General features: G+C 46.0%; 14 protein-coding genes. 10 read left to right on the top strand and 4 right to left on the bottom strand.

Annotated features, from left to right (window positions below; translation table 11 throughout):
* Nucleotides 1–42 precede the first annotated feature (42 nt).
* Entirely contained in the window at nucleotides 43–1,377 is a 1,335-nt protein-coding gene (locus tag V9W66_RS14700; RefSeq protein ID WP_144094253.1) for a polysaccharide biosynthesis protein, read from the bottom strand.
* A gap of 124 nt (nucleotides 1,378–1,501) precedes the next feature.
* Here V9W66_RS14700 and V9W66_RS14705 point away from each other — a divergent pair, with 124 nt between their 5' ends.
* From V9W66_RS14705 to V9W66_RS14720, 4 genes are all read left to right on the top strand, one after another.
* On the top strand, nucleotides 1,502–1,930 hold the full coding sequence (locus tag V9W66_RS14705) for an RrF2 family transcriptional regulator (protein WP_144094252.1): 429 nt from the start codon (nucleotides 1,502–1,504) through the stop codon (nucleotides 1,928–1,930).
* A gap of 25 nt (nucleotides 1,931–1,955) precedes the next feature.
* The gene (nifS, locus tag V9W66_RS14710) at nucleotides 1,956–3,143 is read left to right on the top strand and encodes a cysteine desulfurase NifS (RefSeq protein WP_021650819.1); all 1,188 of its coding nucleotides are present in this window, start codon (nucleotides 1,956–1,958) and stop codon (nucleotides 3,141–3,143) included.
* 28 nt (nucleotides 3,144–3,171) lie between these two features.
* Complete coding sequence (gene nifU / locus V9W66_RS14715) at nucleotides 3,172–3,618, top strand: Fe-S cluster assembly scaffold protein NifU (protein WP_015526995.1); 447 nt, start codon at nucleotides 3,172–3,174, stop codon at nucleotides 3,616–3,618.
* 89 nt (nucleotides 3,619–3,707) lie between these two features.
* Nucleotides 3,708–6,266: a cation-translocating P-type ATPase gene (locus tag V9W66_RS14720; protein WP_144094251.1), complete on the top strand. Its 2,559-nt coding sequence runs from the start codon at nucleotides 3,708–3,710 to the stop codon at nucleotides 6,264–6,266.
* A gap of 142 nt (nucleotides 6,267–6,408) precedes the next feature.
* On the opposite strand, the gene V9W66_RS14725 is transcribed toward V9W66_RS14720, so the two are convergent.
* Entirely contained in the window at nucleotides 6,409–8,433 is a 2,025-nt protein-coding gene (locus V9W66_RS14725) for an alpha-amylase family glycosyl hydrolase (RefSeq protein WP_144094250.1), read from the bottom strand.
* Nucleotides 8,434–8,508: 75 nt separating this feature from the next.
* Nucleotides 8,509–9,327, bottom strand: a complete 819-nt coding sequence (locus V9W66_RS14730; protein WP_144094249.1) for a histidinol-phosphatase HisJ family protein — start codon at nucleotides 9,325–9,327, stop codon at nucleotides 8,509–8,511.
* Nucleotides 9,328–9,631: 304 nt separating this feature from the next.
* Here V9W66_RS14730 and gap point away from each other — a divergent pair, with 304 nt between their 5' ends.
* The 3 genes from gap to tpiA all read left to right on the top strand — a co-directional run bounded on the left by gap (nucleotide 9,632) and on the right by tpiA (nucleotide 12,828).
* Nucleotides 9,632–10,651 (top strand): type I glyceraldehyde-3-phosphate dehydrogenase, encoded by a 1,020-nt coding sequence (gene gap, locus V9W66_RS14735; protein ID WP_015526999.1) that lies wholly within the window; start codon nucleotides 9,632–9,634, stop codon nucleotides 10,649–10,651.
* Nucleotides 10,652–10,838: 187 nt separating this feature from the next.
* Nucleotides 10,839–12,035: a phosphoglycerate kinase gene (locus V9W66_RS14740; RefSeq protein ID WP_144094248.1), complete on the top strand. Its 1,197-nt coding sequence runs from the start codon at nucleotides 10,839–10,841 to the stop codon at nucleotides 12,033–12,035.
* 43 nt (nucleotides 12,036–12,078) lie between these two features.
* Nucleotides 12,079–12,828 (top strand): triose-phosphate isomerase, encoded by a 750-nt coding sequence (gene tpiA / locus V9W66_RS14745; RefSeq protein WP_015527001.1) that lies wholly within the window; start codon nucleotides 12,079–12,081, stop codon nucleotides 12,826–12,828.
* Between the two features lie 115 nt (nucleotides 12,829–12,943).
* On the opposite strand, the gene V9W66_RS14750 is transcribed toward tpiA, so the two are convergent.
* Nucleotides 12,944–13,222, bottom strand: coding sequence for a helix-turn-helix domain-containing protein (locus V9W66_RS14750; RefSeq protein WP_015527002.1), 279 nt, complete (start codon nucleotides 13,220–13,222; stop codon nucleotides 12,944–12,946).
* 101 nt (nucleotides 13,223–13,323) lie between these two features.
* Here V9W66_RS14750 and V9W66_RS14755 point away from each other — a divergent pair, with 101 nt between their 5' ends.
* The 3 genes from V9W66_RS14755 to V9W66_RS14765 all read left to right on the top strand — a co-directional run bounded on the left by V9W66_RS14755 (nucleotide 13,324) and on the right by V9W66_RS14765 (nucleotide 16,196).
* Nucleotides 13,324–13,545 carry a hypothetical protein gene (locus V9W66_RS14755; RefSeq protein WP_144094247.1) on the top strand — a complete coding sequence of 74 codons (222 nt, stop codon included), beginning with the start codon at nucleotides 13,324–13,326 and terminating at the stop codon, nucleotides 13,543–13,545.
* Nucleotides 13,546–13,728: 183 nt separating this feature from the next.
* Entirely contained in the window at nucleotides 13,729–14,847 is a 1,119-nt protein-coding gene (locus V9W66_RS14760) for an Mbeg1-like protein (RefSeq protein WP_144094246.1), read from the top strand.
* A 53-nt stretch (nucleotides 14,848–14,900) separates the two neighbouring features.
* On the top strand, nucleotides 14,901–16,196 hold the full coding sequence (locus V9W66_RS14765) for a homoserine dehydrogenase (protein ID WP_144094245.1): 1,296 nt from the start codon (nucleotides 14,901–14,903) through the stop codon (nucleotides 16,194–16,196).
* Nucleotides 16,197–16,320: the final 124 nt, after the last annotated feature.

Consider the following 16,320-nt stretch of genomic DNA (forward strand, 5'->3'; position numbering starts at 1 on the left):
AGTACTTTATTCCTCCATAACTATAGACATTTCAATTATTTATTATAAACGATTATTGGCCGATTGTCGATAGGGAAATTTTAGCGCTTTCACGTGTAGAAGAGTAAGCAGAAGCTCACCCAGAAAAATTCCGTAAAAATAGCCTCGGATTCCTGTTGCAGGAATTATAAAAACAACGGAGAAAATACGGATGAGAATGCCGGCAATACTGTGGATCAGACAGAGCCCCGGTTTTCCAAGTCCCTGCAGGATGCTGGTGAGCATGGTGTTTGTATAAAGAAAAGGACAGATAAAAGACAGATACCGTATGTAGGTTCCGGCAGTCTGGCTGTGAAAAAGCAATGTTCCGAGGAATGGGCCAAAAAGAAAGAATCCGCTTCCGCACAGAAATCCCAGGAACATGCACAGAAAAAAGGTCTGATCTGTGACACGGCGGATCTGCTTCTGCTTTCCCAGTGCATCAAGCTGTGCGATGGAAGGCATCAGCATTACAGCGGCGGAAGACGTAAGTGTGGAAGGAAACAGGAGCAGGGGCAGTGCCATTCCTGTAAAAATCCCATAGATTTTCAGTGAGTCTGAGGCTGTCATGCCGGAACGCAGAAGCATCTGTGGGATCAGGACCGCTTCTATGCTGCCGAGAAGTGTCAGAAGGATCCTGTTCAGGGAAATGGGAAAAGACAGTGTGAAAAGGTCCTTTATCAGCGGAAAGATCCTGACGGGAGTCTTTTCGTGTACAGGGTGATTTCCGAAATGAAAGGAAACTACCAGCAGCGACACCAGCGAAGCGGCAGTCTCTCCGGCAAGGGAACCTCCCGCTGCGATCAATGCAGTGATCGGACGTCTTTCAGAAAGAAAAATCAGATACAGGATATAGGTAGTGCCGATCCGTGCAGACTGCTCCGAAAGCTGCACGGCTGCCGGAACAGAGGCTTTTTTCCGGGCATAATAATAGCTGTCAATGCAGGAATGAATGGCACAGAGAGGAATACTGACAGCTGTTATGCGAAGAAGACCGGCAGTCTGCGGTGTTTTCAGAATTGCGGAAGCAAAAAAATATGCGTGCTGAAAAAGCAGAAAACCGGCTGCAGCAGAAAAAAAGACAGCCATAAGTGTTCCTGTGACCAGCGAAAAACGTGCCTCCTTTTTCTCCTGAAGGGCAAGTCTGGACGCGATCAGGCGTGAAAGGGCAGACTGGATCCCTGTATAGGATAAAGCGGCCATAAGTCCCTGGAGAGGAAGAACCAGCTGATACAAACCAAGACCTTCCGCACCAATGGCATGGGAGAGGAATATTCTATAAAAGAAACCTGCGATACGGCTGATAAGGCCTGTGCAGGCAAGAATCAGGGTTCCTTTGAGAAATATATTTTTTGACATGGATAACCTTGAGTCTTTTTTGCCAGTATATGAAGAAGTTAGTCTTGACAGAACCATATGTTTCTGATAGAGTAAACATGAAATCCGAGGAAAACACTGGGAATTGAAAAAAAGAGGTGAGCGGATGAAACTGTCAACAAGAGCAAAATACGGACTTAAGGCTTTGATAGACCTTGGTCTTTACAGTGAAAAAGAAGCGGTTTCGCTTCAGAGTATTGCGGGCCGTCAGAATATATCAGTCAGCTATCTGGAGCAGCTGATGGCACTTTTGAAAAAAGCGGGCCTTGTGAAGAGTGTCCGCGGCGCAGCCGGAGGATACTTCCTTGGAAGACCGGCAGAAGAGATTTCAGTGGGAGATATCCTTCGTGTCCTGGAGGGTGGCCTGGAGGCTGCAACATGTCCGGGAACAGAAGGTGACGGTGGCTGCCAGGGTTCTGATCTCTGCGTGGCTAGATTAGTGTGGAAGAGGATCAACGACAGCATCACAGATGCAGTGGATACCCTGATGCTCAGTGAGCTGATCGAAGAAAGCCGGAGAATACACGAAAAATAATTATCCTGAACAGGAGGAAAAGAAAATGGGAAAAATGATATATCTGGACAATGCGGCTACCACAAAGACCGCACCGGAAGTTGTGGAGGCTATGCTGCCGTATTTTACAGAGTTTTATGGAAATGCTTCAACCGTTTATGATTTTGCGGCAAACAGCAAGGCTGCCATCGCAAAGGCAAGACAGCAGATCGCAGATGTGATCGGAGCCAAAAAAGAGGAGATCTATTTTACAGCAGGTGGTTCCGAGTCTGATAACTGGGCTCTGAAAGCGACCTTTGAGGCATATAAAAATAAAGGAAACCATATCATCACAACAAAGATCGAGCATCATGCCATCCTTCATACCTGCGAGTACCTTGAAAAAGAGCGTGGTGCCAAGGTCACATACCTGGATGTAGATGAGAATGGTTTCATTGACCTGGATGAGCTTCAGAAAGCCATTACACCGGAGACCATCCTGATCTCTGTTATGGCTGCAAACAATGAGATTGGTACTCTTGAGCCGCTGAAAGAGATCGGACAGATCGCACATGAGCATGGAATCCTGTTCCATACAGACGCTGTTCAGGCATTCGGCCAGATCCCGATCAATGTAGATGAGTTCAATATTGATATGCTCAGCTCCAGCGGACATAAGATCAACGGACCGAAGGGAATCGGCTTCCTCTATATCCGTAAGGGCGTTAAGATCCGCTCCTTCGTACATGGCGGAGCACAGGAGAGAAAACGTCGTGCAGGTACAGAAAACGTTCCTGGTATCGTAGGATACGGTCTTGCAGCAGAGCGTGCAAACAAGTCCATGAAAGAGCGTACTGCAAAAGAAATCGAGATCAGAGATCATATGATCAGCAGGATCCTCACAGAGATCCCGTACGTACGTCTCAATGGAGATAAAGTAAAACGTCTTCCGAATAACGTAAATGTAAGCATCCAGTTTATCGAGGGAGAGTCACTTCTTCTGATGCTTGATAATTTCGGAATCTGTGCATCCAGCGGTTCCGCATGTACATCCGGTTCTCTGGATCCGTCACACGTTCTGTTAGCTATCGGTCTTCCTCATGAGATCGCACACGGATCTCTCCGTATGACCTTAAGCGAGGAGACGACAATGGAGGATGTTGATTTTGTAGTAGATAAGCTGAAAGATATTACTGCAAACTTAAGAAGCATGTCTCCATTATATGAAGATTTTATTAAAAAGCAGAAAAAATAATAAAAATACTTGCCAGGAGGAAAAAATAATGTATAGTGAAAAAGTAATGGATCATTTTCAGCATCCACGTAATGTCGGTGAGATCGAGAACGCAAGTGGCGTGGGTACTGTAGGAAATGCAAAATGCGGTGATATTATGAGAATATTCCTTGATATCGATGACGAAACTCATATTATCAAAGACTGCAAATTTAAAACATTTGGATGCGGTGCAGCAGTTGCAACAAGCAGCATGGCAACAGAACTTGTAATGGGCAAGACCATTGAGGAAGCTATGGAAGTAACCAACAAGGCCGTTATGGAGGCTCTGGACGGACTTCCGCCGGTAAAGATCCACTGTTCCCTGCTTGCTGAGGAAGCAATTCATGCAGCTCTCTGGGATTATGCAGAGAAACATCACATTAAGATCGAGGGTCTTTCCAAACCGAAGTCTGATATCCACGAGGGTGAAGAAGATACAGAAGAGGAGTATTGATCCCTTTTATTTACGATCATAACCGGGGCATGAGCAAGCTTCAGTTGAACAGAACCGTAAGCCATTGAAAGGACAGGTAAGTAAGAAGCATGACAGGACTTACGAACGAAGAAGTTCAGGAAAGAATTGCGCAGGGCCAGGTAAATAATAACGAAAACCCCAACACCAGGACATATAAGCAGATCATTCTGGAGAATACGTTTACATTCTTCAATTTTCTGAACCTGGTGCTGCTGGTTCTCGTACTGCTGGTTGGTTCCTACAAAAACTCCATGTTTGTAGGAATCATTTTTATTAATACCGTGATCGGGATCATTCAGGAGATCCGTGCCAAGAAGACGATTGACAAGCTGGCCATCCTGACAGAATCCAAGACGGTTGTTCTGCGTGAAGGAAAAAAATGGAAAATTTCTACAGAGAAGCTGGTTGTCGATGATCTGATATTCCTGAAGGCCGGAGAACAGGTTCCGGCAGATGCGAAGATCCTGGAGGGAAGCCTTGAGGTCAATGAATCACTGCTTACCGGTGAGGCAGACAATCTTCCGAAGAATCCGGGAGATGAGCTTTTTTCCGGAAGCTTTGTGACGGCGGGACAGGCCTGCTGCCAGATCATCCATGTGGGAAGTGACAACTATGCGTCAAGGATCACCAGCGAGGCAAAGGAATTCAAACGCCATAATTCAGAGCTTAGAAATTCCCTGAATGCCATTCTGAAGGTGATCAGTATCATTATCGTACCAATGGGTGCGCTGCTTTTTTATAAACAGTATTATTTTGTGGGAGACAATATCCGGGATTCTGTTGTCAATATGGTTGCAGCGGTCCTGGGAATGATCCCGGAGGGACTGGTCCTTCTTACCAGTGTGGCACTGACTCTGGGGGCGCTGAAGCTGGCCCAGAAGAAGACGCTGGTGCAGGAGCTGTACTGTATAGAAACTCTTGCACGCGTGGATACGCTCTGCCTGGATAAGACAGGAACTATCACAGAGGGTACCATGTGTGTGGAGGCGGTGGAGAGCTATCCGCCGGTGTATGATGAGATTTCAGAGAAAATATCCGGGAAAGATCCTGAATCCGGCGAAGGTGACGACAATGGAACTGAGAGTTCTGCGACTTCTGCAGTTTCAGCAACAGATGCGATCGCAAAGGAGGATGGAAGTGCGAATCTCGTATTACAGGAAAAGTCAGAAGCTGACCCGGAGAAACATAGTCAGGAAGATCCGGAGAAGACCCGGGAGATCGAGCATATCATGGGAAATCTGCTTTCTGTTCTGAAGGATCAGAATGCCACTGCCGATGCACTCAGGGCAAGATTTAAAGTATCTCAGGATATGGAGCTGGATCATGTAATCCCGTTTTCTTCTGACAGGAAGTACAGCGGAGCTGCATTTACAGATACAGGTACTTATCTGATGGGGGCAGCGCAGTTTCTTTTTCCGGAAGGGAACCCGGAGCTGATGGAGTATTGTGGCAGATTTGCAGAGGAAGGTCTTCGTGTGCTGGTTCTTGCCCATAGTGTAAATGTGAGTGAGGGAGCGGAGATTCCGGAGGGACTGGAACCCGTCGGACTTTTGCTTATTACAGATGTGATTCGTGCAGAGGCACCGGATACGCTGGCATATTTCGAAAGTCAGGGTGTTGATCTGAAAGTGATCTCCGGTGATGATCCGGTGACGGTTTCTGCAATTGCCAGACGTGCAGGCCTTAAAAATGCAGCGCATTATATAGATGCGACAACGATCACAACCCAGGAACAGATGGACGAGGCAGTTGCAGAATACAGTGTGTTCGGGCGTGTAACACCTCAGCAGAAGCAGGCAATGGTGAAGTCTTTGCAGGCTCAGAAGCATACGGTTGCCATGACCGGTGATGGTGTCAATGATGTTCTGGCGCTTAAAGAGGCGGACTGCAGTATTGCCATGGCTGAGGGCAGTGATGCTGCCAAGAATATTGCCAATGTGGTATTGCTGGATTCTAATTTTGCAGCAATGCCGGAAATTGTGAATCAGGGACGCCGGGTTGTAAATAATATCCGTACTGCGGCATCTATGTTTCTGATCAAAACGATTTTTTCCGTGCTGCTGTCACTGATCACGATCTTCTTCGGGGATTCCTATCCCTTTGAGCCGATCCAGATGTCTCTGATCAGTGCCTGCGCTGTTGGGATTCCTACGTTCCTTCTGGCGCAGGAGAATAATTATGAGAAGATCGACCATACATTTTTGCGTCATGTATTTATGAATGCATTTCCGGCTGCTGTGACCATCACGGGCTGTGTGTTCAGTGTGATGCTGGTATGCCAGAATGTATACCATTCCAATGCTATGCTGAATACAGCCTGTGTGCTTGTAACAGGATGGAATTATATGGCGGCACTTAAGACAGTTTACGCACCTCTGAATAAGTATCGAAAGGTGATCATTTACAGTATGCAGGTGATCTTTTTCGGTGCGGCGGTGGTTCTGCAGAATCTTCTGACACTGGGATCGCTGGAATTCGGAATGATCATTCTGGTGTTCCTTCTGATGACATTTTCTCCGATCCTGATCGATGTGATCACGGCCTGGCTCAGAAATATTTACAGCCGTTCGCTGGATAGTGGGGAACAGGGGAAATTTGCTGCATTTATTGATAAGCTGAGAAAATAATAATATGGGAAATAAAAAAGGACACTGCCCGTTGAAAATGGCAGTGTCCTTTTTTGCAAATAAACTGTGAAGCAGTTATCCAGTTATCCGGTGCAGAGCTGTGTAGAGAATGAAGATTATGGATATCCGCCTGACAAAGCTATTATTTCGTGTGCATAAGCCAGATAAATCCGAAGGCCGGGATCTCTACAGCCTGTGCGTCTCTCTGAACTCCTGTGAGAAGATCTGTGTAGGTACCGTCCGGTTCGTTGATCCAGGCTACCTTATCCTGGTCGCTGAAGTTGTAGATGCAGATCAGTTTTTCTTCGGAGGTTTCTCTTACCAGGGCAAGGAGAGCTTTTTCCCAGGTTTCCAGTGTATGTGCAGAAACTTCAGGTGCAAATACCGGATGGCTGGCACGGATGGATTCCAGCTGCTCAAGGCTGTTGAAAATGCGTCCCTGGATCGTTTCGGCATCGGCTCTGTTCCGGGCAAGTGCCCAGTTGAAACGTCCATTGTGGAGCCAGCGGGGATCAGCTGCTTTGGAAATGTCTGTTTTATAGGTGTAGTCATTCAGCTGTCCGACCTCGTCACCGCTTCGAAGTACCGGAATTCCGGGGAGGGAAAGAAGCAATGCATGAAGTGCTACGTCATAGCGGATTCCCCGGCTGACACCCTCCATATTTCCTTCATAATCAAAACGCTCTATTCCTGCAAGAGATGCGGTTGTTCCGCAGAGCTCCGATTCCTCGGTTTCCGGATTCACATAAATTTCACCACGGGCAAAGGAATCAGGGAAAATACCTGCCAGGAATTCATTCAGATAATCTCTGTGAGGCCCTTCTGTGATAAAGCTTCCTTTCAGGAAATCATAGTCCAGATTCCAGCGTACCGTGTTGCGGTTACGGAGGTAATTCTGGAATACCGGTGCCTGCGGAAGGTCTGCAGCTCTGTCGATTCCCCGGCGGAGAAGGGCAGTGTCCTTTGTGGCAACGGTATGCCAGAGATCGGACATCAGCTGGGTGCTGTTTACAATGTGAAGTTCCGGCATATCGGAAGTTCCGCCGAATGCAGCAGCCTCTGCAGGTGGGCGGTCTGTTTCGCCAAGGAGAAGAATTCCGGGGCATACGATCTCACACACCATTCGGGTCATACGCAGCAGAGAGTGAAGCTTCCAGAGATTTTCTTCCGGCATCATCGGAAGGACACCAAGGCTGAATACAGAAGCACCTTCATTTGCAAGCTCCAGGATCTGAAGAAGCATTGCATTAAAATAAGCCGGAGTCTGGAGCACGCATGGCGCACCGGACTGTGGGTCATCCACAGAAAGACTTAACGGGATCTCAAGAGCCAGGCGGATACCTGCTTTCCTACAGTTAGCTGCAAGTGTATGCAGATCTTCGGAGGTTCCGATCTCCGGGATAATGCGAAGAGAGCAGTTGGAGGTTGCCTGGAAAAGATCTGTCAGGTACAGAGTGTCTGCATTGCATTCACTGATATAGTCCAGCTTATCAGACAGCCCGGAAAGAGTATCTGCGAAGTCAGCAGGATTTACAGCCATTCCGGTGAAAGTAGTCTTACGGAACCAGTCAGGATCAGCAACGCAGGTCTGGTCAGCTTCCTTCATGGAAAGAGAACGCTCACGATAAATCTCTTTCATTTTTTTTGTGAGGCTTGAGAATGTGCCGGCAACTTCCGGATGATCGCGGAACAGTTCGCAGTAGAGCCATTTCAGATCATTGTAGTAGTATTTCAGACGTTTCTCGTAGAGGGCATCGTAAGCTGTGTCCTCCTTGGAAGTTTCGACTTTCAGAGGCTCAATCTTGGAAGTAGTAACTTTCGCCGGTTCAGTCTTTGAGGTCTCAACCTTGATCGGCTCGGTCTTGGAAGTCTCGACTTTGATCGGTTCGGTCTTGGAAGTCTCGACTTTGATCGGTTCGGTCTTGGAAGTCTCGACTTTGATCGGCTCGGTCTTGGAAGTCTCGACTTTGATCGGTTCGGTTTTGGAGGTTTCGACTTTAAGCGTTTCCTTCTTTACGGTTTCAAGTTTTTTCACTTCGGCTTTAGCATTTTCACCAGATTTGGCAGCACTGGAACTGGTGCCGGCAGCAGAGGTATTTTTTTTCAGCTGCTTTTCTTTTTTTGCCTGCATGACAGCTTTCTTTTTCTGGAGTCTTTTTGTTGACATATAGAGTTCCTCCTTAGATAAAATGATATTTTCAGTATAAAAATGTAAACTCTCTCACCGGAGAGAGAAACAGAGCTACAGCTTATGAAAAACAGGACGGCGGTTTTTAAATACAGCATAATAGGAAAAACCACATTCACGGAGAACATCAGCCGCCTTGTCAAAAGCATAGCCGATCTTATCCGGAGTATGGGCATCTGCACCGATGGTGATGATCTCACCGCCAAGCTCACGGTAACGTCGGATAATATTGACACATGGATTCGGTTCACCAAGCCCGTAGTGATAACCGCCTGTGTTCAGCTCGATTCCCACATTTTTGCGGATCAATGTCCGCAGGATCTCGTCCAGGATCTCCTTATATCTTCCATAAGAATACTGACGGTTCTGATTTGGACCATAACGTACTACATAGTCGATATGTCCGTACACATCCATCTCGTCAAAAGCAGCGATATTTTCCAGGATGGATTCAAAATATTCCATGTAACATGCGGATTCCTTACGGCCCTCAAAATAAGAAGGATAATAAGGATCATATCCGTGCACCACATGGGAGGAACCAATAACGAAATCAAAGGGAACTTCTTTCAGAAGATCGGAAAAAGATTCTGCAAGCTGAGGCTGAAGTCCAAGCTCGATCCCGAAGTTAACCTGGATCTGGTCTTTAAAAGCATCCGCAAGACTCTCAAGTTTCTGGCGGTATGCAGGGATGTTCAGGGAAAAATCAAGATTTTCCGGAGTATCGGGATAATCCGGATCAAAATGTTCAGTAAAACAGATTCCCGTGAGACCCTGGTCTGCGGCAGTCTGGATCATTTCTTCCATCGGTGCATCGGAATCTGCGGAAAAAGAGGAGTGCATATGGCAGTCCCATAAAATTTTCTGGCCCATTTTGTACCTCCATATTCAAGCCTTTATATTCTGTGACAATGATCGTATCTGCCTGTTATGAATCCGGGAAAGTCAAACTCCCAGCGGGAATATAGATATCCGTTTTGGGAATCAGCAGGACAGAACTTTCTATTAGAGAATTATAGCACATTTTTCAGAAATTTTCTTAATATTTATTTTAATGTTCTTTTTTATAAATAGCTCTTGAATTTTTGTTTGGAATTAGGTACAATATGAAACAGGTTGATGTTTCTTTAACAAAGGAACGATTTAATCACCATTCAATTCATAGGAGGAATTTATCATGGCAGTAAAAGTTGCAATTAATGGTTTTGGACGTATCGGTCGTCTTGCATTCCGTCAGATGTTTGGAGCAGAGGGATTCGAGGTTGTAGCAATCAATGACCTTACATCTCCTAAAATGCTTGCTCACTTATTAAAATATGATTCTACACAGGGAAGATACGCTCTTGCAGATACAGTAACAGCAGGAGAGGATTCCATCACAGTAGACGGAAAAGAGATCAAAATCTATGCTAAGGCTAACGCTGCAGAGCTTCCATGGGGAGAGATCGGTGTAGACGTAGTTCTTGAGTGCACAGGTTTCTACACATCTAAAGACAAAGCTCAGGCTCATATCGATGCAGGTGCTAAGCACGTAGTTATTTCCGCTCCGGCTGGAAACGACCTTAAGACAATCGTTTACAACGTAAACCATCAGGGTCTTACAAACGAGGACAAGATCATCTCCGCAGCTTCCTGTACAACAAACTGCCTTGCACCAATGGCTAAGGCTCTTAACGATCTTGCACCGATCAAATCCGGTATCATGTGCACAATCCACGCTTACACAGGCGATCAGATGACACTTGACGGACCGCAGAGAAAAGGCGATCTGAGAAGATCCCGTGCAGCTGCAGTTAATATCGTTCCGAACAGCACAGGTGCTGCTAAAGCTATCGGACTTGTTATCCCAGAGCTTAACGGCAAACTTATCGGTTCTGCACAGCGTGTTCCTACCCCAACAGGTTCTACAACAATCCTTACAGCAGTAGTTGAAGGAAATGTTACAAAAGAGCAGATCAACGCAGCTATGAAAGCAGCTTCTAACGAGTCCTTCGGATACAACGAGGATGAGATCGTATCCAGCGATATCGTTGGTATGAGATTTGGTTCCCTCTTCGATGCTACTCAGACAATGGTACTTCCACTTGAGAATGGCACAACAGAGGTTCAGGTAGTTTCCTGGTATGACAACGAGAACTCCTACACAAGCCAGATGGTTCGTACAATCAAGCATTTCGGAAGCCTTCTGAACGCTTAATTTTCAGCGAACGAGTGTAGAAGAATAGACTCAGAAAGGGTCCGGTCTGAAGAGGACCGGGCCCTTTTTTTCCAAAAGATCAAACAAAAGAATATCTGAGGAAATGACTGTTGACAGAGCGGACAACAATACCGCTCGCCCTTATTGATCTGCTTCCGGCAGAAATAAAAGTTAAGGAGATATAGAAATGCTGAACAAAAAAAGTGTTGACGATATCAATGTAAAAGGACAGAGAGTACTTGTAAGATGTGACTTTAACGTTCCGCTTCAGGATGGAAAGATCACAGACGAGAATCGTCTTGTAGCTGCTCTTCCTACAATCAAGAAACTGATCGCAGACGGCGGAAAGGTTATCCTCTGCTCCCACCTCGGAAAACCGAAGGGAGAGCCGAAACCGGAGCTTTCTCTTGCACCTGTAGCGATTCGTCTTTCTGAGCTTCTTGGACAGGAAGTGAAATTTGCAGCAGATCCTGAGGTAGTAGGACCAAACGCAAAAGCTGCTGTAGCTGAGATGAAGGATGGCGATGTAGTTCTTCTTGAGAATACACGTTACCGTGCAGAAGAGACAAAGAATGAAGATAAGTTCAGCGAAGACCTTGCTTCTCTTTGTGATGTATTTGTAAATGATGCATTCGGAACTGCTCACAGAGCTCACTGCTCTAACGTAGGTGTTACCAAATTTGTTAAGACAGCAGTTGTAGGATATCTGATGCAGAAAGAGATCGATTTCCTTGGAAACGCTGTAAACAATCCGGAGAGACCATTCGTAGCAATCCTTGGCGGTGCTAAGGTTTCCAGCAAGATCTCTGTTATCAACAACCTTCTTGACAAGGTAGATACACTGATCATCGGTGGTGGTATGTCCTATACATTCTCCAAGGCTATGGGCGGACATATCGGAACATCCCTCTGCGAGGATGATTACCTTCAGTATGCTCTCGACATGATGAAGAAAGCAGAGGAGAAGGGCGTGAAGCTTCTTCTTCCTGTAGATAACAGAATCGGTGATGACTTCTCCAATGACTGCAACATCCAGGTTGTAAAACGTGGTGAGATTCCGGACGGATGGGAAGGAATGGATATCGGACCGGAGACTGAGAAGCTTTTCGCAGACGCTGTAAAAGATGCCAAGACTGTTGTATGGAACGGACCGATGGGATGCTTCGAGATGCCGAACTTCGCTCATGGTACAGAAGCAGTTGCCAAAGCTCTTGCTGAGACAGATGCAACAACGATCATCGGTGGCGGTGATTCTGCAGCAGCTGTAAATATCCTCGGATATGGCGACAAGATGACACACATCTCCACAGGCGGCGGTGCTTCTCTTGAGTTCCTTGAGGGAAAAGAGCTTCCGGGTGTAGCAGCAGCTAACGATAAAGACTGATAAAAAATAAAGTGTTCCAGGAACACAAAAAGGAGATAAAACCATGGCAAGAAAGAAAATCATTGCTGGAAACTGGAAAATGAACATGACACCAAGCGAGGCTGTAAAGCTGGTTGAGACTTTAAAACCGCTTGTTGTTAACGACGAAGTTGATGTAGTATTCTGCGTACCGGCTATCGACATCATTCCTGTTGTTGAGGCAGCTAAAGGAACAAACATCCAGGTTGGCGCTGAGAACATGTACTTCGAGGAGAAGGGTGCTTACACAGGCGAGATCGCTCCGGCTATGCTCGTAGATGCTGGCGTTAAGTACGTAGTACTTGGACATTCCGAGAGAAGAGAGTATTTCGGTGAGACAAACGAAGACGTTAACAAAAAAATGCTTAAAGCTTTCGAGCATGGCATCACACCGATCATGTGCTGCGGTGAGACACTTACTCAGAGAGAGCAGGGCGTGACAATGGACTTCATCCGTCAGCAGGTTAAGGTTGGATTCCAGGGTGTTACAGCTGATCAGGCTAAGACAGCAGTTATCGCTTACGAGCCGATCTGGGCTATCGGAACAGGTAAGACAGCTACAACAGAGCAGGCTCAGGAGGTTTGCGCTGATATCCGTAAATGCATCGCTGAGATCTATGATGACGCTACAGCAGCAGAGATCCGTATCCAGTACGGCGGATCTGTAAACGCTGCAACAGCTCCTGACTTATTCGCTCAGGCTGACATCGACGGCGGTCTTGTAGGCGGCGCTTCCCTGAAACCGGATTTCGGAAAGATCGTAAACTACAAATAAGATCCATTTAAAAGGGGCTTCGGCCCCTTTTTTTATATCTGCTTATAGAAAAAATCAGAAAAACTCTCCCTGACACGGATAACACAGCCAACAAAAAAGCTGCATCTGATCACAGTCAGAGAGAGTTTTTCTTATCTTCAGAGTAAGGATTGTTTTTCTCTGAAGCTTTTTCTGTATGTTCGTTCCTTTCGTCAGGCTCGGGAACGTGTTCTACAATGTCCTCGATCTCGCAATGGAGAATGGAACACAGCCTGTCTATGGTATAAATTTCAACATTTTTATTTTTTCGAAGTCTGTCCAGAAGTGAACGGGTGATCTGGTAATGTTCATAAAGATCATACTGAGTGATTCCACGCTCCTTCATCGTGACCCAAAATCTGTCATATTTTATCATATATATATCCTGTCCGATTCATCCTTGAATTAATCTTATTATGAAGGTAAAATTGGAATCACAACAGTGTCCTTATATCGACACTACAGAAAGGAGAAGCAATGAGGAAGTTTTTTAAAATCTTAATTTCAGTGGTGATCACACTGTATTTTTCAGCTACCATGTTCTACTGCTTTGTGGCAGGAACACCGGATGACGGAAAAGGGGCAGTGATCTATATGATGTCAGCAGCAGGCCTGTCGATACTGTTTCCGGCTTTTACCTGCGGCTGCATTCATTACATCATCTATCTCAGAAAAAAAATGGATGAAAGGAGTAAATGATCAGGATTTATGGTATGATAACAATAAATATCTGGCAGGGTATGTCGTTTCAGAAAACGGTTATCTGATAACGGCAGAAACGCATCAGATGGCTGTGCTGTGATGCAGCCGTTACGTATTATAATAGAAAGAAAGCCTGCAGCTGTGCGTAAGACGCTTATATGATCATTTGCGGAGGATTTTATGGGGAATATTCTGAATTATCTTGACTGGAGAGGAGATCTTACCTTTGAGCAGTCACCCTTTAATGAAGTTGACAATCTGATACTGGCGTGTTTTTCCTATCTTGATCTGGATGAGATGGCAGAAGTAAAAAACGGAAATACTCTTTCTGTAGAAGAACTCTTTGCGGCTTTTTCCAGACGGGAAATGAAGAAGGATCTGAAAGCAGAAAGTGCATTTCTGCAGAATACACCGGTGCTCCTTGAAAAAATGGCCTGTTCGGAGAGATTCCGGAAATGTACAGTAGGGGGCTTTGTCAATGAAATCCTTTTCAGTCAGGCTCAGCAGTTTGCGGCAGTGACTATAGGACTGGATGATGGAACCACATATATTTCCTTTCGGGGAACCGATGATACCATTGTGGGATGGAAGGAGGATTTTAACTTAAGCAACGGAGTTGTTCCTTCGCACAGAAAAGCGTTGGAATATCTGGAAACGCATGGAACTTATATACAGTCCATGCTGCGGATCGGCGGTCATTCCAAAGGAGGAAATCTGGCTATGTATACAGCGATGCAGTGCAGTGACATCCTGCAGGAAAAGCTTCTTTCTGTCTATGATAATGATGGCCCGGGTTTTCCGGGAGGATTTTTCAGTCCCGGAAGAGTGGAAAGTGTTTTGCCAAAAGTCACTCGTATCATTCCCGAGGCATCTGTGATCGGTATGCTGCTCAGCCACCAGAAAGATCCGCGGATCGTAGCCAGTACACAGAAGGGGATCCTGCAGCATGATGCTTTTACCTGGGAGGTAATGGGGCCATCCTTTATAGAGAAAGAAAGTTTGACAAGAAGAGCTGCGGCGTCAGATCGAAGTCTTCATAAATGGATCGACCATATGGACGAAAAGCAGAGAGAGCATCTCATCGGGGAACTCTTTTCTGTGCTGGAAGCAACCGGAGCAGATACCATTTCCCAAATCCAGGAAGGTGGTCTGAAAAGTCTGGCTGCCATGGTGCGCCAGCTGGATAAACTGGAACCACAGTCAAAAGCTATGGTGCAGGAACTGATCACCGGACTTTTTGGCAGCTGGCTGGAATTACTTCCTCTGCCGGAACTTGACAAAAAGCGTTTTCTGCCATAACATAGGAGTTACTCTGATAAAAATTGGAAAAAACGGAAAGGGGACATCAGAAAATGAACGAAAAAGTCGTAAATGCGGCCCTTCTTGGTCTCGGAACAGTAGGAACCGGTGTATATAAAGTGATCAAAAGCCAGGAGCAGGAAATGACAGCCAAGCTTGGATGCCAGGTAAGGATCACAAAGATCCTGGTGCGTAACCTTGAGAAAGCGTCCGGGAAGGTAGACGATCCTTCTGTTCTTACAACAGACTGGGCAGATATTGAGGGAGATCCTTCCATTGATATTGTGATCGAGCTGATCGGCGGGATCGAGCCGGCACGTACTTATATCCTTGCAGCACTGAAAGCCGGCAAGAACGTTGTAACTGCAAACAAGGATCTGATCGCAGTCCACGGAAAAGAGATCCTGGAAACTGCCAGGACAGCGCAGAAGGATTTTCTGTTTGAGGCAGCAGTTGCCGGAGGAATCCCGATCATCAGCCCGTTGAAGAACAGTCTTGAGGCCAACCATGTAACGGAAGTTATGGGAATCGTAAACGGAACTACGAACTTTATCCTTACCAAGATGTCCCAGGAGGGAATGGAATTTTCAGATGCTCTTGCTCTTGCTACAGAACTTGGATATGCAGAGGCAGATCCTACTGCAGATATCGAGGGAATTGATGCAGGAAGAAAGGTTGCCATCCTTGCATCAGTTGCCTTTAATTCCAGAGTTACCCTTGATAATGTTCATATAGAAGGAATCACAAAGATCACGGCAAAGGATATCCGTTACGCAAAAGAAATGGGCTGCGAGATCAAGCTTCTGGGTGTTGCACGCTGTCAGAAGGACGGCGTTGAGGCATATGTCTGCCCGATGCTGATCCCGGCAGAGCATCCCCTTGCATCCGTCAATGATTCTTATAATGCGGTTTTTGTACACGGAGATGCAGTAGGAGATACCATGTTCTACGGACGTGGAGCAGGTGAGCTTCCTACAGCAAGTGCGGTTGCCGGTGATGTATTTGAGGTAGTCCGTAATATGAAGGCAGATTGCTGCGGAAGAGTAGGCTGCACCTGCTATAAGACACTTCCGGTAAAAGATATGGCAGATACCCATAACCGTTATTTCCTCCGCCTGCAGGTAGAGGACCGCTGCGGTGTGCTGGCTGAAATCCTGGAGCATTTTGCAAAATATCAGGCAAGCGTGGCACAGATCATGCAGAAAGAAAGCAAGAGACCGGATACCGCAGAGGTTGTTGTGATCACCAAACTTGTAAGCGAGGGCGCTTTCTTTAAGGTTAAGGAAGAACTGGAAAACAGCGCATCTGTAAGGAAGATTTCTTCTATGATCCGTGTATACCAGAAATAATATCTTTCGCGTAAATTTACAGATCAGCCGTATCAGTTGTCGGGAAATTGAAAACAGACAAATTTTTGTCAAAGAAAACGTTGCAAAATTTCTGGATTTTGGTACTATATAAAATGGAAAACAA

Origin of the sequence: Blautia massiliensis (ex Durand et al. 2017) (assembly GCF_051861785.1) — a bacterium.
GTDB lineage: Bacteria > Bacillota > Clostridia > Lachnospirales > Lachnospiraceae > Blautia_A > Blautia_A luti_A.

Excerpts from the sequence above, each read along its gene's own strand:
- V9W66_RS14700 (WP_144094253.1), bottom strand. The coding sequence starts at position 1,377 with ATGTCAAAAAATATATTTCTCAAAGGAACCCTGATTCTTGCCTGCACA.
- V9W66_RS14705 (WP_144094252.1), top strand. The coding sequence starts at position 1,502 with ATGAAACTGTCAACAAGAGCAAAATACGGACTTAAGGCTTTGATAGAC.
- nifS (WP_021650819.1), top strand. The coding sequence starts at position 1,956 with ATGGGAAAAATGATATATCTGGACAATGCGGCTACCACAAAGACCGCA.
- nifU (WP_015526995.1), top strand. The coding sequence starts at position 3,172 with ATGTATAGTGAAAAAGTAATGGATCATTTTCAGCATCCACGTAATGTC.
- V9W66_RS14720 (WP_144094251.1), top strand. The coding sequence starts at position 3,708 with ATGACAGGACTTACGAACGAAGAAGTTCAGGAAAGAATTGCGCAGGGC.
- V9W66_RS14725 (WP_144094250.1), bottom strand. The coding sequence starts at position 8,433 with ATGTCAACAAAAAGACTCCAGAAAAAGAAAGCTGTCATGCAGGCAAAA.
- V9W66_RS14730 (WP_144094249.1), bottom strand. The coding sequence starts at position 9,327 with ATGGGCCAGAAAATTTTATGGGACTGCCATATGCACTCCTCTTTTTCC.
- gap (WP_015526999.1), top strand. The coding sequence starts at position 9,632 with ATGGCAGTAAAAGTTGCAATTAATGGTTTTGGACGTATCGGTCGTCTT.
- V9W66_RS14740 (WP_144094248.1), top strand. The coding sequence starts at position 10,839 with ATGCTGAACAAAAAAAGTGTTGACGATATCAATGTAAAAGGACAGAGA.
- tpiA (WP_015527001.1), top strand. The coding sequence starts at position 12,079 with ATGGCAAGAAAGAAAATCATTGCTGGAAACTGGAAAATGAACATGACA.
- V9W66_RS14750 (WP_015527002.1), bottom strand. The coding sequence starts at position 13,222 with ATGATAAAATATGACAGATTTTGGGTCACGATGAAGGAGCGTGGAATC.
- V9W66_RS14755 (WP_144094247.1), top strand. The coding sequence starts at position 13,324 with ATGAGGAAGTTTTTTAAAATCTTAATTTCAGTGGTGATCACACTGTAT.
- V9W66_RS14760 (WP_144094246.1), top strand. The coding sequence starts at position 13,729 with ATGGGGAATATTCTGAATTATCTTGACTGGAGAGGAGATCTTACCTTT.
- V9W66_RS14765 (WP_144094245.1), top strand. The coding sequence starts at position 14,901 with ATGAACGAAAAAGTCGTAAATGCGGCCCTTCTTGGTCTCGGAACAGTA.